The sequence below is a fragment of the Streptomyces sp. NPDC107581 genome, from assembly GCF_055657175.1.
This window is the reverse complement of record NZ_JBVKBH010000017.1, coordinates 193023-213918: the sequence shown is the minus strand read 5'-3', so window position 1 is coordinate 213918 and position 20896 is coordinate 193023. Positions and strand designations below refer to the sequence as shown.

Genomic DNA, 20896 nt, shown 5'->3' with positions numbered 1-20896 from the left:
GCGAGAAACGGCCGGTTCAGGGCTCGTGCGAAACGGTGGGTCGACGGCTCGTGCGAAACGGCCGGTTCAGGGCTCGCGCGAAACGGTGGGTCGACGGCTCGCGCACCCTCAACCGTCCGTGAAGCGGTGGCCGGCCGTCACGGCTCCCCGAGTCCCCGGCCGGCCGAGGCTGCCTCGCGGGCGTAGAGATGGGTGAGATACGGCAGGGAGTACGCCGCCGCGTGGGCGGTCACTTCGCTCCCGGGCGAGACCACCGCGCCGTCCTCGATCATCAGCTCGATCTGCCGTCGTACCCGGTCCGGCTTCTGCCGCAGCACGGCTGCTGCTTCTTCCACCGAGAACGTCGCCGATACGGGGAGCGCGGAAAGGCTCCGCAGAGTGTCTCCGTGGCGGTCCGCCAAGCGCTGCCAGTCCGTGGCCGCCTGGGCGCGCACGTCCAGGTCGCCGACCGCCAGTTCTTCCATGACCGTGTCGGGGTCGGACAGCCGGGCCGCATACTCGGCAAGAGGCAGGTGACGCAGCACGACGAGCTTGAGCGCCGCCGCGTGAATGGCCAAGGGGAGGAATCCGCAGGACCTGACGATGTGCTCTGCCGCTGTTCGGTCGCACAGGAGACGGGCACGACCGACGATCCGTCCGAACAGGTTCAACGCCTCGGGAAGGGGGAGCGGCTGAAGCTGGAATCGGCGGGCCAGGGCCAGGCCGGCCAACTGGGCACGAGCGGTGACGACCACGCAGCTGCGTCCTGCAGCAGGCAGCAGCGGTCGCACACTGCCTTCGTCCGGTGCGTCATCGAGGACCACGAGCACCTTGCGTTCCGCCAGCCAGCCGCGCCACAGCGCGGCGGCGCGTTGCGGATCCTCCGGCAGCGGACCCGGCCTTCCCGTGTATGCCAGAAGTTCTTTCACCACCGAGTCCGACGAACGAGGCGAGCCGTCCGGTTCATGGAGCCGCACGAAAAGTCGCCCACCGGGGAATTCATCCCCCAACTCATGTGCTGCACGTGTCGCGAGAGCCGTCTTGCCGATGCCGGTCGGCCCGGTGATCACATGGACGGTGCCGCCGGCCCTGACGCTCTCCACCAGATCGGCCATCGTCTCCGTGCGCCCCACGAAATGAAGCAGATCAGCGGGCAGTTCCACCGGCGCATCCCTGCGCACGGTCGGTGCAAGCGGGTTCGCGCTCTCGCCGGAGAGAATGAGACGGTACACGGACTCCAGGGCCGGGCTCGGCGACAGTCCCAAGTCACGGGAAAGGCACTGGCGAAGTTCGTCGTACGAGGCCAAGGCTTCCGCTCGGCGGCCCGATCGGTGCAGTGCGGTCATCTGGGCAGCACGCAACCGCTCCCGCAGCGGGTGCTGTTCGACCAACTCGCCCGAGCTCTCCGCGACCTCATGGGGCCGGCCGGCTTCAAGGGCCGCTTCGGCCCAGTCCTCGCACACGGTCAGGTAACGAGTCGAAAGCCGCTCGGCCTCCACGCGGATGGATTCCGAACCGGACAGGTCGAACAAGGGGTGGCCACCCCACAACCGCCTGGCCTCGCCCAGGAGGTGCGCAGCTGCCCCGGCATCGCCGTCCGCGGCGGCCTTGCGCCCCGCCCGGGCCAGGGAGAGAAAGCGCAGAGAGTCCAATTCCCGCTTGTCCACGCGCAGTTGATAACCGCCTGGGCGTAGTTCGATCCGGTGTGATCCGTCCGCCTCCGCCAGTATTTTCCGCAGGGCCGAGACATACACCTGCAGGTTTTTGCGAGCAGTCCTTGGCGGTTCGTCGTCCCAGACCGCCTCGGTCAGCGATGTGACCGACACTACGGCACCGGGACGGCACAGCAGCATCGCAAGGACCAGACGCTGCTTCAGTGGCCCCAGAGGAAGCTCACGGCCTCCTAACTCGACGGAGAGCGGACCCAGGATCGAGAACCGCAGTGTTCTTCCGCGCGAGGAGTGGCCGGGCCCCGGGACAGCCTCCAGGAGATCCACGAAACCGGCGACATTCGTACCGATGGACATATGTCTGCTCCATAAAGAGTTTTTCAGCCGCCTGCAGCAGTCGGCCGAGGGTCTGCGGGGCAGTAGGCAACGCACTGTAGAGAAGAGGCGGCTCACCTTCGCGGGACGGGACTCGGCGCCGGCTGTGCCGGGGCCGGTGGCAGGGGTCGCGTGTACGGCTCCGAGGTCTTGCGGCGCCGGCCGCTCCCGCCGACCGGGAGGCTGCGCTCGGAGAGATGGCCACGGTGATCCGTCATGCTCGTCGTGCTCCGCATCCTTGAAGAGCCGGCTCGGCATCTGGTGGGCAATGGGCCTGCCTTTCCCCGATCCCGCGTGCCGCGGCGGGACCGGTCCCGCTCCGTACCCGGGGCGTGGCCAGGGCTTTGGCGATGAGCCTCAGCCTGCCCCTGCGGCGCCGCCGGGGTATCCGTGAAATCACGGTATTCATACCCGTAGCCGCAGCTTTGCGGATGGGGGGTTGCATGCGGTGATTCCCTCTCGTCCCAGGTCGCGGGAGGGCACGGCTCTCGAGGCTCCGCCCGCTGCGCGACCGGAGGCTGAGTCAGTCGTCATTTCAACCAGTTGACCTGGAGTCAGGCGAGTTGACCCGCGTCGGTAGCGTGACGTGGTTCGTGGTGTGATCAGTCGGAGGTGTCGCGGTGGCCACAGAGGTTGTCGTCAGGGCGGGGCTCAGGTACGGGGCCAGTGGCAAGGCCATGGACGTCTATCGGCCTACGGGTGTGTCGGAGCCCTTGCCTGCGGTACTGCTCTGGCACGGTCGGGGCCCCGACGAACGCGACGTCCTCGCGACGGTCGCCCGCGCTGCGGCGGAGCTGGGCGTCGTCGTCGCGGTGCCGGACTGGCGACCCGACGCGCCGGACGGCGGACGGACGCACTTGAGCGAGTCGGCCGACTTCGTGGGTCGGAACGTGGGCGACTTCGGCGGGGACCCCGAGCGGATCGTGCTCGCCGGTTGGTCGCTGGGCGGGAAGGCCGCGGTGGGTGTCGCCCTGAACCCCGGTGCGTTCGGCGACTGGAGGCCGCAAGCCGTCGTGGGCATCGCCGGTGGGTACGGGACGGCGGCACCGACCACCGGCACCGTCCCGATCGACGACCTCCGCCGGGGAGGCAGCCTGCCGCCGCCCATACCGGTGTGGCTGGTGCACGGCACCGCCGATCCGGTGGTGGACATCCGGCGTTCGCGCGAGCTGCACACGGCTCTGGAGGAACAGGGCTGGCCGGCGTCGCTCGACGAGGTCGCGACGGATCATGCCGGCGTCATCATGACCGAGTTCGTCCCTCAGCGCGGCCGCTGTCTGCCCAGCACCACGGACCATGCCGTCGAGGCGGGGTCGAGGACCGCCGGCGTACTGGCCCGCGCCGCTGGAACCACTGCTCGGCACCCCAGCCGTCGACCGTGATCTCGCTGGTCGAGGCCGGTGCGGAGACGGCAGCGGGCGCTGGTGATCAGCGCCGGTCGTATGGACACCGGGAGATCAGGCGGTAGCCGCAGGGCGTATCGAACCCCCGGTTGCCGTCCACCTGGTCTGCTCCGCCGCGCACGGGCACGCCCGGGGATGGGCCGGAACGGATGCAGGGAGCACGTCGCAGGTGCAGTGGTTCCGCAATGCCTCGGCGACAGGTGACAGGCGACAGCGTCGTACGATCCGCGCCCGGCTGTCTCAGCAGTTCGCGCTGTAGCGGACGCATCCGGATGGCGGGGTGTGGCTGTGATTCCACTCGCGGTGCGCGGTCGTCAGTGATCCGCATGCCAGGAGGGCCACCAGCAGGTGTGCGATCACCGTCCAGCGGGCACGGAACACAGGCAGGGTGGAGGTGGCGCCTCTGTAACCCTCGGCGCCCTCGGCGGACAGGCGGGACCGCAGTCTCCACTTACCTCTGTACTTACCTCTGTTTACCTCTGTCAGGTGACCGGCCGGACAAGCTGATCGCGCCGTGCTCATCCGGTCCGGGTCCGTCCCTGCTTGCGGTATCCGTCCAGGATGTCCTGGCGGAGCAGGAAACCGAAGCCGGCGGACTCCAGTCGCAGGCCGAGCTGGGCCACATCGACGCCGAGGTCGGATGCGGTGTCCGCCAGGTGCCAGTCGTTGGCGGCAAGCCTGCTGAGAAGGTGACCGCGACGGACCTGGTTCTCCGACAGGCGAAATGTCTTGAGGTAGGTGATCCTGCCCCTGTCGTCGGTGATGGCCTCACCGATGTGGTTCTCCTGCTTGAGACGGAAGGACGGCAGGAAGCGGGAGAGGGTGAAGCGCCCCATCCGGTGGACCGACTGCCAGGTGTACGCGTGCTCCCGCAGGCCGGTCGCCATGGTCGAGTCGTGGAAATGCGTCCAGGCGTGCTCCTGCTCGGCAACGGCCGTACGCAGGTGGGCCAGGGAGCGGATCTGCGCGTCAGGGATGCGGGCCCGGAAGTCCTGCACCGGCGGCATCAACACGGCGTAGTGGTGGATCAGTTCGCCGTACAGGTCCTGCAGGAGCGTCGGGTGGAGTGCGCGGTAGTCGTCGGGATGCGGCACCGCGAACGCGGCCGCGAGTGTGTCGGCGACGTAGAGCATCACGCCGCACTGGCCGGGGTGGATCTCGAAGGTGCGCAGCGCGTCGGCGAGTCCGCGTACTTCGGCACCTGCATAGGCTTCCTCGACGCGCGGGGACAGCCCTTGGCGGATCGCGCGTTGCGACCACTCCTCCCAGGCGATCGAGGGGCCGCCGAAGTGCAGTGCCAGGTAGCCTTCCAGCGCCAGGTGCATGGGGAGGAACCGCAGCCGGTCCTTGGCCTGACGCCGTGCCATTCTGCGGTGGATGCGCAGGCCCATCGTCGCGGTGGGAGCCGAGCTGCCGTCGGCGGACATCTGGGTGCCGTAGGCGGCCGCCGGCGTGCCGTCACTCGTCCACGTGGCGACGAATCCGTGCGGGATGTAGGAGATGTAGGCATGGCGCGGACCGACCTCGACCAGACCTGTCGCGTCGCTGTAGAGCTGCGGGCGCAGACGGAGATCGTCGACGGGTTCGTCACGCACGAGCGGCACCAGGCGGACGGCACCCCAGACCTGCGAGGGGCGGGTGGCCAGGCCGGTCAGGTCCAGTGTGGTCATCGTGCGCGCTCCCGGTCGTGGCCGCTCAGCATGCGTGCCGCTCGGGTGTCCATGTAGGTGATCAGTTCGGCCAGGCCGGTCCGGCCCTCCGCGAACTGGGCGAGCTCCACCAGTGCGGGCAGATCTTCGGCGTCACGGACACCCGCGGTGGGCACCGTCGCGGACAGCCGGCGCACGTCGAAGTCGGCCGCGTCGTAAACGGGGTTGAGATGCACGATGCCGGTGGCACGCTCGGGGTCGAGACGGGTCCGCCAGATGCGCAGCACCTCGCCGGCCATGCCCGGAGGCGCGTTGTCCCATCCATCGGAGACGATCACCAGCCTGGACGGGGCGGTGTCCAGCGCGTCGAGGATCCGCCGGCCCAGCGGCGTCGGCCCGTACGGATGGGTGAGCAGCGCGTCGGTCCGCCCGGACGTCCACAGGCCGGTGTAGTCGGCGGCCAGGGCCGCGAGCAGATAGTGGCAGGCCAGGGCCACGGCGAGCGGTCGACGACGCTTGTGAACCGAACCGAAGGTGGAAAAGCTGTCGTCCAGGACGGCGGTGACCTTGCCCCAGGTCCCGCGGTGGGAGCCGGCCACCCGGGCGGCGGCCGATTCCAGGGCGTCGGTCAGCTCGGCACGTCGGCGCAGGCGGTCCTCGACCGGCAGCGAAAGCACATAGGTCGCCAACCGGGTCAGCGGCATCCCGGACAGGTCCGCCCGTACCCCTGTGGCCCCGGTCCTGTGCGCGGAATCCTGCAGCCGCAGGCTCTCCAGGCGTGTCATCCGTGGGGCCATGCGCTCCAGGAACGCGTCCCGGGGGATGGCGTGCTTGGCGGCGAAGCCCTCGGCAGCCGTATAGGGCAGCTCATACAGGGCGGCCTGCTCGTAGTGCGCGCGGCGCCACGTCTCCAGGAGCGGCGTCGCATAGTGCTTGCGGGTCAGCGGCGCGAACACGAACGTCCCCAGCTCCTCGGAGGCCGGGGCCAGGTGTGCGTGGCGAAGGGCACGCTTGAGGCCGCTGCGGTACTTCACGGCATCGAACGCGAGGTCCGGGCGGGCGGACAGCCAGTCACGCATGATCGCGCGGCTGCGACGGTTGTTCACTCCGGCCCGGCGCAGGGCGGCGAACAGCCCGTACACGCGTTGTGGCGGCAGCGTGGCCAGACGGGACGCGATCAGACGGCCCTCGCTGCGACGCTGGTCGGCAGTGGCCTCACCGGCAGTCGCCAGCAGCCGTCGGATGATGAGGACTGCGTTGTGGTCGTTGATGTCGAGCGCAAGGACCCTGGCGTACAGGTCACGGTAGTTCCCCAGCATGTATGCGTGGAGAAAGTCCAAGGACAGCTGCTGCTCGCCCGCGTGACTGTGGAATTCGCGCTGGCCGGTGGAGGTGATCGCTGCGTTGACGAAGAGCAGTACGTCGTCGGCTGCGAGGAGGTCCTCGTACGAATCCATTCATTCCCCAAAGGTGTGGATGCCGGCCGGGGAATGGGGGCACGAGCTGCGAATCATTGCTTTACAGGCAGGTTCCGGAAGTCGCACCGGAGTCCCGCGGCCGGCCACCGGACCGTAACAGAGCCGGCCACACGCCCTCTACTCACTTTCCGCGACGGCAGGACGCCGGCGTGAGCCTGACCGCGTCAAGAACTCGGTGCAGCCGCAGACCGGCCTCGCATTCTGGAACGCGGTGTGAGCCGGTGCGGAGATCGAGGGCCGGCCGGGCATACATCTGGGCCACGTTGAGCCCTCCGCAGCCGGGTCGATCCTCGATGAGTTCGTCGATCTCGCCGATCAAGCCCTGGCGGACCCGGAGCCCTGGCGGCGTTTTGCCGGACCGGCAACAGGAGTGGCCCGACCGGGACGCGATGGGCGACGGTGGGCCCGTGACCGACAACATCGCAGCAGGATCGCCGACGTCCGACGCCCCCTCGCCTCCCGACGGAAATGAGGGCTACGTCGGAGACCCCGCAGTACGGGCGGAGTGGGACAAGCGGTACGCCGACCGGCAACAGCTGTGGAGCGGCCGGCCCAACGGTGCCCTCGTGGACGAGGTCGCCGGACTCGCTCCGGGGCGCGTGCTCGACGTCGGCTGCGGCGAGGGCGCGGACGCCGTCTGGCTCGCGCGTGGCGGCTGGGACGTGACCGCGCTCGAGGTCTCAGGTGTGGCGCTGGAGCGGGCGGCCGAACACGCACGGGACGCCGGCCTCGCCATTCGCTGGGTACACGCGGCACTGACGGAGGCGGCGCTTGCGCCCTCCTCCTTCGACCTGGTCTCCGCGCAGTACCCGGCCCTGCTGCGCACCCCCGACGCCGCGGCCGAGCGAGCGCTGCTCGCGGCCGTCGCGCCCGGCGGCGTGCTGCTGCTCGTACACCACGCGGGGATGCACACCCAGCAGGCGCACGACAGCGGCTTCGACCCGGCCGACTACGTCTGGCCCTCGATGGTCGCGGCCCGGCTCAACGACGACTGGGAGATCGAGGTGGACGAGCAGCGGCCACGCAGGGTGCCCGACGGCGGTGCCGGCGCACACCACACCGACGACCTGGTGCTGCGCGTGCGTCGGCTGCGCTGAGGCCGCGCCGCTCGCAGCAGGCCCGGAACCGAGTGAACCGGAACCGAGTGGACTCGACGACAACGGGGCGGAGCGGCAGGACGGTCCGAACACCGTGGTCGGCGAGGTGAGGCGAGGCGGCACGGCGGGGAGCTTGTTTCAGGGGAGGTAGTAGGCCCGGTTGTGGGCGGCCACCGGAGGCGACTGGAAGGTCCAGGCGCCTGTGGCCGGAGCGTCGCCGAGCAGGCCGGCGAGGTCCTGACAGACCTCGGACGCGGGATCGTGGACGGTCAGGCTGATGCGCTCGGCGGTGGCGGTGGACAAGGTGCGCAGGTGGTAGGGCTGGTACAGGTTCATGGGGCCGGCCAGGGCACGTCCCTGCCCGTCGGTGCCGTAGCCGGTGACCGGGGTGTTGTTGGCGGTGGTGACGGGCAGGTCGGCCAGGTCGGCGGTGAAGGAGAACAGGGCGTGGTCCAGGCGGCGCAGGCTGCCGTTGCCGTCCTCTTCCGCCCTCCGGCAGGTCACCGACCATGTCTCGCTCGCCGGGCCGTTGAGTGACGGCAAGGCCGTCTCGAACCAGCCCGGGTACTTGGGCTCGGCGAACAGGGCGCGTCCGGCACCGATGGCCAGGGGGTTGTCGCACAGGACGTGGAGACGGGCGATGCCCAGCTGCCTGGTCTGGTCCCAGCCGAGGGCGTACTGCTCGTAGCTCAGCTCCGGCAGCCGGTCCGCGGCGGCCGTGGGGTGCGCGACGACGTTGACCTCCACCTCCTCGGTGATACCGCCGCCGCCGGGGTACTGGGCGAAGTACAGCTGGTAGTTCACCGACAGCAGCGCCTTTCCGGCGAACTCCGCGGCAGAGAGCGCCGGGTGGTGCCGCTTCAGGAGCTCGCGTGCCGGGCCCGGCTCGACGAGGAAGTCCAGACCGATCTGGTGCAGGGCCCCGTAGTGGAAGGGAAGCTGGTACGGGTCGGGGACGGGAGGCAGGGGGTGCGGGCTCACGCGATGTCTCCGGAGGCAGCAGGGGCGGGGAAGGCGGCGAGGCGGTCGTGTCCGGTGAGTTCGGCTGCGATGTGGTCGGCGCTGCGCAGGGCGAGAGCCGCCATGGTGAGGGTGGGGTTGGAGGTGGCGACGGTGGGCAGGCTGCCGCACCCCACCGCGTACAGGCCGGGATGCTCCCAGCAGCGCTGCCACGGGTCGACCACGGAGTCGGCGGGAGTGGTGCCCATGATGTGGGTGCCGGCAGCGTGGCCGGCGCCACGGAAGGCGTAGGAGCGGCCCCGGTGCTCGAAGTGGCCGGGCCACGCCGGGCCCGGAGAGTAGTCGGTGTGGTCCTCTGCGCCGAGCAGGGCGAAGATGCGGTCGGAGACCTGCTTGGCGGCCGCCATGCCGTCCTTGACGTGGTCGCAGAGGTCGTAGTGGACGGCAGGGCGGGGCAGGCCCAGCGGGTCGGTGCGGTCGTGGTCGAGCGTGATCCGGTTGGCGGGGTCGGCCCCCTGCTCCATCTCGAACTGCAGCGCGAACTGCCGTCCGATGCGGTCCGCGACGGCCTCGCGCAGTCCGTCGCCGAGCAGGCCCGCGTCGAGCAGCTCGGCCACGTCCCCGTCCACCGGCCCCTTGGCCCACACCCAGCCCCAGTTGCCGATCTCGATGCGGAAGGGCGCGCGGTGGCTCCGGGCCGGACCGAAGCGGAAGCCCTCCAGCCCGGAGGTGGATCCGGGGTCGCGGTAGGGGCTGACGGGGCCGGGCATCAGGCCCCAGGTCAGCAGCACCGGGTGGTCCATCAGGTTGTGGCCGAGCTGTCCGCTCCGGTCGGCCAGACCGGAGTGGAGCAGCAGCTTGGCGTTCTCCACGGCGTGCGCGGCCAGCACCACGACGTGCGCGTCGGCGGTGTGCCGGGTGACCGGGGTGCCGGTGTCCCCGTAGCGCAGGTACTCGACCCCGCGGGCCCGGCCGCTGCCGGCCACCAGCACCCGGCTCACCACGGCCCTGTCCAGCAGGGTCACGCGCGGGCTCCACTGGCCCTGGGTCTTCAGCGGCGTGTACTTGGCCCCGGTGGGGCAGATGGGGATGCAGCTGGCGCTGCCGGTGCAGCGGCTGTGCGCATCGGGCCGGCCGTCGACGCCGACCAGACGGTAGCCCGTACCGCTGTCATAGCCGGGATGAGGCTCGCCGTTGCGGCCCTGCGGAGTGGCGCACACCTGCAGCTCCACGGGTTCGCCGGTGGCCGGGTCCGGGATGCTGCGGCCGTTCAGCCGGGCGGCCGCGGTCCGGTCCAGGCGGGACGGCGGGATGGCCCGCATGGGAAATACGTAGCCCTCCGGCAGCGGCAGGCCCACCCGGACGCGCTGCTCGTCGGCGTCGGCCGCGACGCCTATCTCGCGCTCGGCGTCGCGGTAGTGGGGCTCCAGGTCGTCGTAGCCGATTGGCCAGTCGCGGCCGTAGCCGAAGAGCGTGGCGGTGCGGAAGTCCTCCGGATGCATGCGCGGCGTCAGCCCCGTCCACACATTGCCGGTGCCACCGTTGACCCGGAGGTATCCGCTGGCGTACGGCAGCGGTCCGGTCTGGCGGAAGTAGCCGTCGGCACGGAAGCCGCCGCCCTCCAGGCCGGCGAGATCGGAGACCTCCGGCCAGGGCGCCGCGGCGTTCGGGGCGTAGGGGGCACTGGGCCCCTTCCCGGCCGCGGTGTAGTAGGCCCGCAGGGCGTCGCGGTGTCCGCCCGCCGGCTCCGCGGCGCCGACCCCGGCCTCCAGGACCAGCACCCGGTGCCCGTGCTCACCCAGCCGCTTGGCGACCAGCGAGCCGGCGATACCGGCACCCACCACGATGACGTCGTAATGCTGCGATGTCCGGTCCACGCTCACCGGCCGGCCACCGCGGGGGCGGTGCCGGGGGCCCGGCCGCCGAACGCGGCCCAGACCAGCCCCTGGACGTACGCCTGCGCCGAGACCACGAACGCCTCGCCGCCGGGCGGCCCCGGCCAGCTTCCCGTGTACCAGAGATACGCGATCGACCGGGCCAGCTCCCGTGATGCACCGTGCGGCGCCTCGTCGAGGGTGCTTTCCCGCTGTCCTCCGGCCGCGACGAGGAGCCGGAGCCGGGCGGAACCCACTTGGGCGACCACCGTGTCGCGGTACTCACCGGCCAGACCCGTGGCATGCAGCCGACCGGCGTCGAAGCCCGTCAGCTGCGCGGATAACTTGACGAAGTCGCTTGTACCGACCGGCTGTTCGTGACCCATGCCACTCTCCTCCGTAGTCCCCGGGCCGACTCTACCCAGGCCCGATCATGGACGAAACGGTGCAGGCGGCGCAGGGGTGTGCACCGGCGCTCGGTGTCGCACACCCCGTCGGTCCCACGGGTCCACGCTGGGGGCCGGCCCCACCTGGCGCCCGGGTGGTAGCTCCATCGATCGGAGGAGCGGCGGCGAGTTTACTGACACGGGTCAGGAGCGGGTCGGGTCGATCACAGAGGTGACAGCGTGGCGGGGAAGCGTACGGCGGTCGTGGCGTGCATGGCGGCACTCGTGGCGTGCGGGGCGGGGGAGGCGCCCGCCGGGGTGCACGGGGTGCACGGGGTGCACGGGGTGCACGGGGTGCACGGGGTGCACGGGGCGGGCAGCGGGGCGCGCGCGGTGGGCGGCGGCTACTCGGCGGGGGAGTTGAGGCGGGATCTGGCCGCGGTCCGGGCCGCCGGCGGCGGCGATGTCAACGTGGTGGCCCGGGTGGACGGGCCGGGCGGCGCTGTGCTGCGGGCGCGGTACGGGACTGCGGGCGTGGGCTCGACCGCGCCCGTGCCGTGGGACCCGGAGTTCCGGGTGGCGAGCACCAGCAAGACGTTCACGGCGGTGGTGGTGCTGCAACTGGCGGCTGAGGGCCGGCTCTCACTGGACGACACGGTGGAGCGGTGGCTGCCCGGGGTGGTGCGCGGAAACGGCAACGACGGCTCGCGGATCACCGTACGCGACCTGCTCCAGCACACCAGCGGGATCTACGACTACATCACCGACCCCGGCGTACAGGACAGGCTGCAGAACCACTTCGACGAGAACCGGTACGACTCCACCCCGCCGTCCGAGCTCGTCGCGATCGCCATGCGACACGCCCCGGTCTTCGCCCCGCCGTCGCACGGTGCGCCGCGCCGCTGGGCGTACTCGAACACCAACTACCTGTTGGCGGCGATGATCGCGGAGAAGGCGGGCGGCGCAGGCTGGCGGGAACTGGTGGAGCACCGGATCATCGCACCGCTCGGGCTGCGGCACACCTACATCCCCGGTGAGAACCCGTATCTGATCGGCCCGCACGAGCGGGTGACCATCGACGGGCCCGGGGGTGAACCCGCGGACCTCACCGAGGAGAGCTACCAGCACACCGCGGACTCCGGAGTGGTGAGCACCCCGTCGGACCTCGACACGTTCTTCCGCGCCCTGGCAGCCGGGCGACTGCTGCCCGCCACGCAGTGGGCGCTGATGCGGGAGACGGTCCCCTACGACGACCTGCCGGTACCGCCCGCGGGCAAGCGGGGCGGATACGGGCTCGGACTGCGGGTCGTGCCCCTGACCTGTGGGGGCGTCTCCTACATGCACGAGGGTGACGGCTTTGGCGTGTACGGACGGCCGGCGGTCGGCGCGGACGGCCGACGGGCGGTGACCGTGTCGGTGACGTCCACTACCGCGCTCGTCGACGAGGACCGGCTCGACAAGGCGGTGCAGAACCTCACCGACCACGCGTTGTGCGCGGGACGGCGCTGAAGCGCCGGCGTGGGGCGGGCGACCGCGGCTCTCCGTCCGCTTCCGTGTGTGCGAAGCCGTTGGGAGGACGCCGAGGGATCGCGCATCTCGCACATACCGCGGTCCGAGACCGCACACCATGATCGGAGGCACTTCGCGAGTGAGGCAATTCGGCGCCGCGGCAACCGGGTTCGACTCGTAGCGGTGCGGGGGTGGGCACTACGACACATGCATGAGCGACAGAAGTCATTGTGTCCCGAGTCAAAGGAACACATGGTCCGTGTCCGATCCATGACTGCCATACTCGCGCCGGACGATACGCCGCCTGCGGTGCTCGAAATCGGGATGCGTTCACGCAGGCACGTCGTGGGGGGGAGCACCATGCCGAGAAACACCACTGCTGATTTCCTGGGGACCATCGTGCCCGGAGGCGCTCGGGAGTTTGTCTGCCCGGCCTGCGGTGTACCGATGAGTCTGACGAATCCCGGATCCTTCGAACTCAACCTCACGGTCAACGCCCGTAAGGAATTCAACGAGGCGATACGCCATTACGCGTCCTTTCTCGCCTACTTCGAGAGCGAGGCCCAGGCGCGGAACATCCCGAGTTCGACCCGGAGCGATGCGGCCCCCTACGCCCATGCCGAGCGCGACGGTCTTGGCCCGTCCGAGTTTGTACGGGGAATTTACAGCACAAGGGGCGCGGACGAGGTCCGCGAGTACTGGTGGAACAGGTTCGACCACTACGCGTTCTACCGTCTCGTACATCAAGACCTGCTGCCTCACGCGGACCTGGAGGCCGTGCTCGCCGAAGCGCAGGCTGCGGGTACCGCGCCCCGCGCGGACACGAGGCCCGCCCGGCAGGCCGTTTCCCGAAGGCTCCCCGGGGAACGGGGGACGGCGGCTGCCCCGCCCCGGGAGACCACGGCGGAGAAGCCCTTCGAGGCCGCCTTGTGCGTCGTGCTCGGCGGTTTCGAACCGATGCGCATGGCAGGCCACATCATGTCGCTCGTCTTCGACCAGCCGCACGTTCGACGCTGGCTCAGCGACACCGTCGGCTCCGGCCTCCAGGCCGGCCGGGAGGCCCTCGGCAAGTCCGGGCTCGCGTCCCTGGCCGCGCAGCCGGAAGTGGCGCCGAGCCTGGCACACTACCTCGACCTGCTGGAGACCGTGCTGGACGACCCCGGTCTCCTCACCGCGTTGCTGGGGCCTCAGTACGCCGACAGGCGCCGCGCACTGCTGGACGAGATCAGGCGGGCGCGGCTGGTCCTGGTGGTACTCCTCGGCCATGCCTCGGAATTGGTCCCCAAGGAGTTTCCCGGCCTGGTGGAGCATTACGTGCCCTTCACCCTGCCCCGGCGCGTCGTGGTGGCGCCGAAACTCCTGCCCCATCTGCTCGAGTCCGCGGCGATCACCGATCTCACCGGACTCCGGCTCTCCGACGAGTACAAGAACCTCCTGCTGGGCGAGGGACTCACCGCCGATCCCGCACCGCTGACGCAGGACCAGCAGGCCCGTCTCATCGGGGAACTCGTACGGCAGCTGGGGGACGACACCCACAAGGTGTTCACGTTCGTGTGCCGCGGCCCTTCCGGACGCTCCGCGGAGCACGCACGCGAACAGATCCTGGCAGACCGGCGCTATGCGCCTGATGAACCCGACTACTGCGGCTGGTACCCGAAATCCGACGAGACGCACCCGGTCGTGTTCATCGGCAGCCCCGGAACCAGCAAGTCCACGCTCATGCTGACGGGGCTCCTGCAGTTCTACAACAACGCCCAGGCCCTGGGCGCGACCGTCGGATTCCAGTCGGACAAGGACTTGCGCGAGTACGACAATTACGTCGACCGTTACTGGAACGGTGCCCTGCCCGATCCCACTCCCGCAGGTTCGCGCAACAGTATTCAATTACGTGTGGAATCAACGGTCGACCCCACTCGCGGCGCGAACTTCGTTTTCACCGACGTCCCCGGTGAAGTGACGTCCCGAAGCGTCAGGGGCGAGGGGGCCGATCCCATCGTGCTGGGCGTCCTCAAACACGCCGAGACGGTGGTGTTCCTCTTCGATCTGTCCATCGAGCAGGCCGTGCAGCGCCAGCTGGCGAATTCTCCCGCCCGCAAGAGCTGGGCGGCGCTCCTGCGCAACGCCGACATCGTCATGCGGAACCGGCTTTCCGGCCAGGACAACGGATCCGCCCCGGACCGCAATGACGTGACACCGGGCACCGCTCGGCGCAGCCGCGCACGGGTGAGCCAGCTCGACCTGCTGGAACGCATGATCTCCGACCTGCGTGAGATTCGCGGGGACGATCTGCGTACAGGAGGACCGAATTTCATCTGCATCATCCCCAAGACGGACCTTTACGTCGCCTCGGTCGCCGGCGACGAGGATCCGTACGAGAGCCGCATCAAGTTCCTCACCGAGTTCTACGACTGGCTGATCGGCCAGCAGATCCTGTCGCCCTCCGCGAACGGTCCCGAGTCGCAGGTCTCCGAATCGCCGAGCGGGGCCATCGAGTGGTACCGGTCGACGGCCGGCTACGGATGGCTCGGCAGCAGCGGCCAGGGCGAGGTGGGCGGCCCCATGGCGAGGCAGACGATCCAGCGACAGCTCGAGTTGGTCCGCAGCATTTCCGACCAGGCGCGAGCCGCACTGGGAACCATCGGTGAGGCCCTCGGGGACGGGGCGTCCGATGCCGATGTGCGTTCGCTCTCGGACCTGGTGCGTGCCCGCCTGATCGAACGGCTGCAGTCGGTCTTCCGGTCGGAGGACGTCTACTTCCTGCCGATCTCCGCGCAGGGGGCCGATATTCCGGACACCGCGTCCGGCGGCGGCGAAGCCCCATCGGAGTCGGACCCCCAGCGGACCCCTCCGCAACGGGAGGGCCTGGGCTACCCGCCGAACGCGAAGCTGTCCGAGTACGCCTTCATGCTCCCTGTCCTGCTGTCCTTGCGCGGCATGGACGACGGGTCAGCCTGACGGCCGGCGGTTGCGGTACGACACGCGCAGGGGGACCCGACAGCGAGATCTCCGAGTGAGCCGGAGGTGTGCTGTCAGGTCCCGCCGCGGCCATCGAGCTCACCGAGCCACCGGTGCCGCCGGGCGGGGAACACACATACCCGTTCCTTGAGCCGTAGGGCCCCTTCGCCTCGACGGCCGACCCGTTCGCGGGAGGCGAAGCTGCTCCCGCCACAGCCGCACGGGACGCCGACCCTGTCTCGGGGCACATCCATGGCGATACGACGGTGTCGGTTCCATGGCGACACGACGATGTCGGTGTGTGCAGGTTGTGCCGTGGATTGTTCGGGAGGGTGCCCGGCGGATGCCGGCCGCCGCGCTGGAGGCCGAAGTCAACGCGTATATAGCCGAGTTGGTCGATGAGCGTGACGGCACGGGGCGCCACCTGGTGGTCCGCAACGGCTATGACCGGCCCTGGCAGGTCGCCACCGCGGCCGGCGTGGTCGACTCGATGCCGAAGCCCGCAGCCGGGCGCGAAGAGGGCCATCCAGGACATCCACAACGCCGAGGACCGCGACCGCGCCGAGGCAGCGATCAAGCCCGCGCGGGAGCCCGCTTCGAACGCGGTCGGCTCGTCGAACGAATCCAGGAGGCAGTATGACGGCTGATGACCACACGGGCTTCGACCCCGCGACCACCCTCGATCAGATCAATGCCGCGACCGAGCACCTCATGGAGACGGCGGCCCGGTTCACTGACGCCGACGTGCGCGCGCCTTCCCTGTTGCCGGCCTGGTCACGCGGGCACGTGCTGACCCACCTGGCCCGTAATGCCGACGGCGGCCGGAACCTGCTGATCTGGGCCCGGACCGGAGTGGAGACGCCGGAGTATCCGAGTCCGGCCGCCCGGGACGAGCAGATCGAGGCAGGGGCGGGCCGTAGTACCGCCGAACTCGTGGCCGACCTGCGCAGTGCCGCCGCCCGGTTCGCCATGGAGTACCGCAAGATGCCGCCCGAGGCGTGGAACCGGATGGTTCGCTGGACTCGCGGCCAGGAGCGAGCCGCCGTGCGTGCCGCCGACTCCCGGTTGTGCGAGGTGCTGATTCATCACGTCGACCTGAACGCCGGCTACACGCCTGCCCAGTGGCCAACCGGCTTCGTCCGGGACATGCTGGGCCGGGTAGTGGCGTCCTTCGGCGCTCGCGGCGACGCTCCTGCGATGCGGCTGCACACCACCGATTCCGAGATCAGCTACGACATCGGCACCGCACGACCGGCGCCGATCATCCACGGCCCACAGACCTCACTCCTGGCCTGGTTGATGGGACGCGCCCAAGGCCCCGACCTTGTCGTCAACGGAGCTTCGGAGCTACCCACCCCACCGTTTCTCTACTGATCGACGGCCTCGGGCCGCGGAGCGCCTTCCTCGGATCGCACCTCTCAAGGCCGAGGTCGCCGCTCTGCGCGAGCGCCTCGGCAGGAAGAACACTGAAGTGGACGCGCTGAAGGAGTTCCAGGCCACGGCCCTTTCCCGCTTCGCAGCTCAACACGACGAGATCACCATGCTCCGAAGGGAGTTGGAGTCCGCCCCATACGCCAAGGTCCGAACGCTTCGTCCTCCGCGAGCCGTTGACCGCTGATCGCATGAAGACCGCTGCTTGACCTTGCCGCTGGCGGCAGGGTTGAACGATGACCGGCATGAACAGCACCGCACCGCAGAGCAGCAGGGTCGTTGTCACCACCGGGGCCGGCACCGGGATCGGTCGGGCCACCGCCCGCGCCTTCGCCGCCGAGGGCGCCCACGTGGTCGCGATCGGACGGCGCACCGAACCGCTCGAGGAGACCGCTGCCGGGCACGACCGGATCACACCTCTGGCCGCCGACATCACCGCCGACGGTGAGCCCGAGCGAATCATCCAAGCCGTGCTGGAGACACATGGCCGACTGGACGTGCTGGTCAACAACGCCGGCATCGTGCGCAGCGGCGCCCTCGGCACGCTGACACCGAATATGATCTCGGCTCAGCTTGCCACCAACCTCGTCGCCCCGATCCTGCTGGCGCAGGCTGCCCTGCCGTTCCTGGAGACATCGGGCGGAGTGATCGTCAATGTCAGTACGTCGGTGGGGCAGCGGGCTTGGCCCGGCAGCTCGGTCTACGCCGCGACCAAGACCGCCCTGGAACTGCTGACCCGCAGTTGGGCGGTCGAGCTGGCACCCCGTGGGATCCGGGTGGTGGCGGTCGCCCCCGGCGCGGTCGACACCCCCATCGGCGAACACCAGGGCCTGACGCCGGAGCGGATGGCCGCAGTGCGAGAGTGGCAGCTGGCACACACCCCGCTGGCTCGGACCGGCCGCCCCGAGGAGGTGGCCTGGGCGATCACCCAGCTTGCCGCACCGGCTGCGTCGTTCGTCACCGGAGTGGTGCTCCCCGTCGACGGCGGAGCGGTCGTGGCGTGATAGGAGTGGCTCGGGAGGTGGGACGGGTGCGCATCGGTGAGCTGGCCAGGGCAACCGGGACGACCGCGCGTGCGCTGCGGCACTACGAGCAGGCCGGGCTGATCTCCTCCGAACGGGCCTGCAACGGCTACCGCATCTACGACGAGTACGCCGTGGTGCGGGTCCGCAACATCCGCTACTTGCTGGCTTCCGGTCTCACCCTGGACGACGTGCGCGCGTTCCTGCCGTGCCTGGACGGCGATGTGGCTGCCGCACCGCCTTCGGAGAAGGGGCTGCGGGTCGCGCTGGAACGGCTGGCGGTCCTCAACGAACGGATCGCCGCCCAAACCGAGGCCCGCGACCGGCTGGAGGCCGCACTCCGGGAGAAGACCGGCGATCGGATCCGCCCGGTGGCCTGACCGGATGACCCTTGCCGGTGCGGCACGGGGCGCCTGTGAAGCGCCATGTCCCGGCCGAGTCAAGCGCGGTCACTGCCCGGTCTTCGCCCTCGGGCGGTGAGTGAAGGCGCCTCGGTAGGCAGCCGGGGTCATGCCGATCTGGCAGCTCAGGTGCTGGCGGAGCGACTCGCCGGAGCCGAGGCCGCTGCGGGCTGCCACGTGGTCGACGGTGAGGTTGGTGGATTCCGGCAACTCACGGGCCCGCAGCAGCCGCTGCTGGAGCAGCCACTGGAACGGGGTCACACCGGTCTCGGCCGTGAAGCGGCGGGTCAGGGTCCGCACACTGACCTTGGCCTGACCGGCCAGGTCGTGCAGGGAGATCGGCTGGTCCAGGTGTTGCAGCGCCCAGATGCGGGCCGCGTCCAAGGAGGAGTCGGTCTCGGCCGGCAGCGGGGTCCGCACGAACTGCGCCTGCCCGCCGTGGCGCACGGGGGTGACGACGGCGGCGCGGGCCGCCGCGTTGGCCACGGCCGCGCCGTAGTCGGAGCTGATCAGGTGCAGGCACAGGTCGATCCCGGGGGCCGAGCCCGCACCGGTGACGATCTGTCCCTCCTCGGCGAACAGCCGGTCCGCGTTCACGCGCACCGCAGGGAATGCGCGTTGCAGTTCCTCGGCCAGGGCCCAGTGGGTGGTGGCGGTACGGCCGTCGAGGAGCCCTGAGGGACAGCCCTCGGTACGGGACAGCCCTTGGATACGCTGCCCTCCAGGCACAGCACAGCGTGGGGCGTTGGATAGAATCGGGTCACTGCTGAGGGCCGACGAAACCGATGTCCACCATTGCTGTCACCGAGCCGTCGAGGTTCACTGACCTGGGGAGGATGGAGCCGCGGATGAAGATCTCCGTCTCTTCCGACATGGACGAACCCGTAGCCCGCCTCCTCGTCGAGGAGCTGTGCCGGCGCGGCCACGAGGTGCGTGCGCACGGCGCGCTGCGCCCTGGTGCCGACCAGCAGTGGGCGGTCTGCTCGGAAGCTGCCGCCCGCGACGTCGCGAACGGCACGGCGGACCAGGGGGTCGTGTGCTGCTGGACCGGTACCGGTGCCTCCATCGCAGCGAACAAGGTGCCGGGCGTCCGTGCGGCGCTGTGCACCGATGCCGCCACCGCCGAGGGAGCGCGGCGGTGGAACGACGCCAACGTCCTCGCCCTCAGCCTGCGGCTGACCTCCGTACCGGTGCTGACGGAGATCCTCGACGCGTGGTTCGCGGCCGAGCCCAGCGAGGACCCCGACGACGTGCTGAACATGGCTCGCATCGGCCACCTCGACGCCGCCAGGACGGACTCGGAGTAGCGCTTCGGCAGGGTTGTGTCTCCGCAGGTCGCCGGAGGCAGCCCGGCCGGCCGCAGGCGGTGCAGGTGCTGATGCACGGGCAGGTGCCGGTGCGCTGCCGTCACGCCGTTCGCGGGTGGACTCGGTCCGTGGTCGGTTCCGATCGTGCCGACCGCCCCTTCGGTGAGCGCAGCAGGCGTGGACCGGCGAGGCTCGGTTTCGTTCGAGCATGCGGCTCGTCGGCCCGTGTGGCTCGGGCAGTCAACTCATGAGGGCCAGAACCTGACGAAGCTCGGCCGGGGACTTACGGGCAGCCCCGTGTGGCCCGGAGCCGGTCGTTCCCTCGATGCCGTTTGCGGTGCTGCCCGATGCGTCGGTTGGTCCTGGGACGTGTCCGGGGCCGGCGCTGCAGGGCGTCCGGTGACGGGTCGTGTCCCGTGTCGGGTCGTGTCCCGTGTTCGGTCGGGTTCAGTGGGCGCCCAGCCCGCCTCCGCCGAACGAGCCGCTCGACCCTCTGCTCCAGCGCGGGCGGTCCTTCGTGGCGCTCGGCCTGGTGTGCATGTTGGTCAGTTCGTACGGGGTGAGCGCGCGACCGCCCTTGGGGACCTGCGGAACCTCGTCGGGTTCCCTGTTCTCCATGATCTCGCGCACCGCGCCCTCCGGGGGCAGGTGCGGCTGCTCCTCGGGGCGCGGTCGAGGGGGCTCGCGGTACTTGACGCGGGAGTTCATCCAGAAGCCGCCGGCGAGCAGCGCCAGGACGCCCGCGGCCACCACGAAGAGCACGAGGCTCATCAGGCCGCTTGCCGCGGCCAGCTGCATCTGTGCGGTACTCATAGCACAGGAATACCCCACCCAGAACCGGACGAACCGGACACCTTGTGTCACTGCAGGTCCACGCACGGCGACACGCCTCTGCCAGCGGCGCCTCGGTGCCCTTCGGCGGGTGTTTGCCTCGCCCTCTTCCCGGCTACCCGGGCGCCGTGACACCTCCGACTTCGCAGCAGCAGCTCTACCGGTTCCTGGAGGAGCGTTTCCTGTGTGCCCAGGCGTGCACGGAGTGCTCCAGAGCGTGTGCGGTGCGTGCGGGGCTCCTGGATCCGGACGGAACCGAGCACCGGGACCGCGTCCGCAGGCTGGGCATCATGTGTGCCGAGGTGTGCGAAACGACCTGCCGCATGCTGTCCGAGCAGAACCGTCAGGACGAGGAGGGCATCAGGCTCCAGCTGCAGTGGTGCCGCTCGGTCTGCCTGGAGTGTGCGCACGCCTTCGACGAGCAGTCCGGCGCCGAATCGGCCGTGGGGGCCTGCCGGGCCTGCGCCGGAGCGTGCACGGACTTCATGGCGAGCCTGAACTGAGCGGCGACACGCCATTCCCAATTTCTGGAACACGTTCTACGGTGTGCGCCGTCAGGACCGCCCTTG

Annotated in this window: 18 protein-coding genes and 1 pseudogene; 10 read left to right on the top strand and 9 right to left on the bottom strand. The window is 70.1% G+C overall.

What is annotated here, in order from left to right:
* Positions 1-137: 137 nt before the first annotated feature.
* On the bottom strand, positions 138-2006 hold the full coding sequence (locus ACZ7P3_RS34865) for an AfsR/SARP family transcriptional regulator (RefSeq protein WP_472087836.1): 1869 nt from the start codon (positions 2004-2006) through the stop codon (positions 138-140).
* A gap of 638 nt (positions 2007-2644) precedes the next feature.
* Between ACZ7P3_RS34865 and ACZ7P3_RS34860 the strand changes: the two genes are divergently transcribed.
* On the top strand, positions 2645-3406 hold the full coding sequence (locus tag ACZ7P3_RS34860; RefSeq protein ID WP_472087834.1) for an alpha/beta hydrolase: 762 nt from the start codon (positions 2645-2647) through the stop codon (positions 3404-3406).
* A 261-nt stretch (positions 3407-3667) separates the two neighbouring features.
* Here the strand turns inward: ACZ7P3_RS34860 and ACZ7P3_RS34855 are convergent, their stop codons facing one another.
* The 3 genes from ACZ7P3_RS34855 to ACZ7P3_RS34845 are packed head-to-tail and all read right to left on the bottom strand — an operon-like array spanning position 3668 to position 6533.
* On the bottom strand, positions 3668-3949 hold the full coding sequence (locus tag ACZ7P3_RS34855) for a DUF6234 family protein (protein WP_472087833.1): 282 nt from the start codon (positions 3947-3949) through the stop codon (positions 3668-3670).
* Positions 3946-5097 (bottom strand): ARPP-2 domain-containing protein, encoded by a 1152-nt coding sequence (locus ACZ7P3_RS34850; RefSeq protein ID WP_472087831.1) that lies wholly within the window; start codon positions 5095-5097, stop codon positions 3946-3948. The genes ACZ7P3_RS34855 and ACZ7P3_RS34850 overlap by 4 nt, the downstream gene beginning before the upstream one ends.
* Positions 5094-6533: a hypothetical protein gene (locus ACZ7P3_RS34845; protein WP_472087829.1), complete on the bottom strand. Its 1440-nt coding sequence runs from the start codon at positions 6531-6533 to the stop codon at positions 5094-5096. The genes ACZ7P3_RS34850 and ACZ7P3_RS34845 overlap by 4 nt, the downstream gene beginning before the upstream one ends.
* A gap of 428 nt (positions 6534-6961) precedes the next feature.
* Between ACZ7P3_RS34845 and ACZ7P3_RS34840 the strand changes: the two genes are divergently transcribed.
* Entirely contained in the window at positions 6962-7651 is a 690-nt protein-coding gene (locus ACZ7P3_RS34840) for a class I SAM-dependent methyltransferase (protein WP_472087827.1), read from the top strand.
* Between the two features lie 138 nt (positions 7652-7789).
* On the opposite strand, the gene ACZ7P3_RS34835 is transcribed toward ACZ7P3_RS34840, so the two are convergent.
* Genes ACZ7P3_RS34835 through ACZ7P3_RS34825 form a run of 3 tightly spaced genes read right to left on the bottom strand, consistent with a single transcriptional unit; the run spans position 7790 to position 10871 of the window.
* On the bottom strand, positions 7790-8632 hold the full coding sequence (locus ACZ7P3_RS34835) for a hypothetical protein (protein WP_472087826.1): 843 nt from the start codon (positions 8630-8632) through the stop codon (positions 7790-7792).
* Entirely contained in the window at positions 8629-10494 is a 1866-nt protein-coding gene (locus ACZ7P3_RS34830; RefSeq protein WP_472087825.1) for a GMC family oxidoreductase, read from the bottom strand. Before ACZ7P3_RS34830 ends, ACZ7P3_RS34835 begins: the two co-directional genes overlap by 4 nt.
* Positions 10491-10871: a hypothetical protein gene (locus ACZ7P3_RS34825; RefSeq protein WP_472087824.1), complete on the bottom strand. Its 381-nt coding sequence runs from the start codon at positions 10869-10871 to the stop codon at positions 10491-10493. Before ACZ7P3_RS34825 ends, ACZ7P3_RS34830 begins: the two co-directional genes overlap by 4 nt.
* A 240-nt stretch (positions 10872-11111) precedes the next feature.
* On the opposite strand from ACZ7P3_RS34825, the gene ACZ7P3_RS34820 reads away from it, so the two are divergent.
* The 6 genes and pseudogenes from ACZ7P3_RS34820 (at position 11112) to ACZ7P3_RS34795 (ending at position 18168) form a co-directional block, all read left to right on the top strand.
* Positions 11112-12380 (top strand): serine hydrolase domain-containing protein, encoded by a 1269-nt coding sequence (locus ACZ7P3_RS34820; RefSeq protein ID WP_472087823.1) that lies wholly within the window; start codon positions 11112-11114, stop codon positions 12378-12380.
* A gap of 207 nt (positions 12381-12587) precedes the next feature.
* Positions 12588-15335 (top strand): hypothetical protein, encoded by a 2748-nt coding sequence (locus ACZ7P3_RS34815; protein WP_472087821.1) that lies wholly within the window; start codon positions 12588-12590, stop codon positions 15333-15335.
* A 277-nt stretch (positions 15336-15612) separates the two neighbouring features.
* Positions 15613-15822: pseudogene (locus tag ACZ7P3_RS34810) on the top strand (IS256 family transposase); the annotation flags it as partial.
* 149 nt (positions 15823-15971) lie between these two features.
* Positions 15972-16709: a maleylpyruvate isomerase family mycothiol-dependent enzyme gene (locus ACZ7P3_RS34805; RefSeq protein ID WP_472087819.1), complete on the top strand. Its 738-nt coding sequence runs from the start codon at positions 15972-15974 to the stop codon at positions 16707-16709.
* Positions 16710-17002: 293 nt separating this feature from the next.
* Positions 17003-17770, top strand: a complete 768-nt coding sequence (locus ACZ7P3_RS34800; protein ID WP_472087817.1) for an SDR family NAD(P)-dependent oxidoreductase — start codon at positions 17003-17005, stop codon at positions 17768-17770.
* A gap of 26 nt (positions 17771-17796) precedes the next feature.
* Positions 17797-18168, top strand: a complete 372-nt coding sequence (locus ACZ7P3_RS34795; protein ID WP_472087876.1) for a MerR family transcriptional regulator — start codon at positions 17797-17799, stop codon at positions 18166-18168.
* Positions 18169-18237: 69 nt separating this feature from the next.
* Here ACZ7P3_RS34795 and ACZ7P3_RS34790 read toward each other — a convergent pair whose 3' ends face one another.
* Positions 18238-18918: a GlxA family transcriptional regulator gene (locus ACZ7P3_RS34790; protein WP_472087815.1), complete on the bottom strand. Its 681-nt coding sequence runs from the start codon at positions 18916-18918 to the stop codon at positions 18238-18240.
* A gap of 119 nt (positions 18919-19037) precedes the next feature.
* Here ACZ7P3_RS34790 and ACZ7P3_RS34785 point away from each other — a divergent pair, with 119 nt between their 5' ends.
* Positions 19038-19496 (top strand): RpiB/LacA/LacB family sugar-phosphate isomerase, encoded by a 459-nt coding sequence (locus ACZ7P3_RS34785; RefSeq protein WP_472087813.1) that lies wholly within the window; start codon positions 19038-19040, stop codon positions 19494-19496.
* A gap of 447 nt (positions 19497-19943) precedes the next feature.
* Here the strand turns inward: ACZ7P3_RS34785 and ACZ7P3_RS34780 are convergent, their stop codons facing one another.
* Complete coding sequence (locus ACZ7P3_RS34780) at positions 19944-20309, bottom strand: DUF6479 family protein (RefSeq protein WP_472087812.1); 366 nt, start codon at positions 20307-20309, stop codon at positions 19944-19946.
* Between the two features lie 146 nt (positions 20310-20455).
* On the opposite strand from ACZ7P3_RS34780, the gene ACZ7P3_RS34775 reads away from it, so the two are divergent.
* Complete coding sequence (locus ACZ7P3_RS34775) at positions 20456-20830, top strand: four-helix bundle copper-binding protein (protein WP_472087810.1); 375 nt, start codon at positions 20456-20458, stop codon at positions 20828-20830.
* The last annotated feature ends 66 nt before the right edge of the window (positions 20831-20896 follow it).

Excerpts from the sequence above, each read along its gene's own strand:
- ACZ7P3_RS34865 (WP_472087836.1), bottom strand. The coding sequence starts at position 2,006 with ATGTCCATCGGTACGAATGTCGCCGGTTTCGTGGATCTCCTGGAGGCT.
- ACZ7P3_RS34855 (WP_472087833.1), bottom strand. The coding sequence starts at position 3,949 with ATGAGCACGGCGCGATCAGCTTGTCCGGCCGGTCACCTGACAGAGGTA.
- ACZ7P3_RS34850 (WP_472087831.1), bottom strand. The coding sequence starts at position 5,097 with ATGACCACACTGGACCTGACCGGCCTGGCCACCCGCCCCTCGCAGGTC.
- ACZ7P3_RS34845 (WP_472087829.1), bottom strand. The coding sequence starts at position 6,533 with ATGGATTCGTACGAGGACCTCCTCGCAGCCGACGACGTACTGCTCTTC.
- ACZ7P3_RS34825 (WP_472087824.1), bottom strand. The coding sequence starts at position 10,871 with ATGGGTCACGAACAGCCGGTCGGTACAAGCGACTTCGTCAAGTTATCC.
- ACZ7P3_RS34815 (WP_472087821.1), top strand. The coding sequence starts at position 12,588 with ATGCATGAGCGACAGAAGTCATTGTGTCCCGAGTCAAAGGAACACATG.
- ACZ7P3_RS34805 (WP_472087819.1), top strand. The coding sequence starts at position 15,972 with ATGACGGCTGATGACCACACGGGCTTCGACCCCGCGACCACCCTCGAT.
- ACZ7P3_RS34800 (WP_472087817.1), top strand. The coding sequence starts at position 17,003 with ATGACCGGCATGAACAGCACCGCACCGCAGAGCAGCAGGGTCGTTGTC.
- ACZ7P3_RS34785 (WP_472087813.1), top strand. The coding sequence starts at position 19,038 with ATGAAGATCTCCGTCTCTTCCGACATGGACGAACCCGTAGCCCGCCTC.
- ACZ7P3_RS34780 (WP_472087812.1), bottom strand. The coding sequence starts at position 20,309 with ATGAGTACCGCACAGATGCAGCTGGCCGCGGCAAGCGGCCTGATGAGC.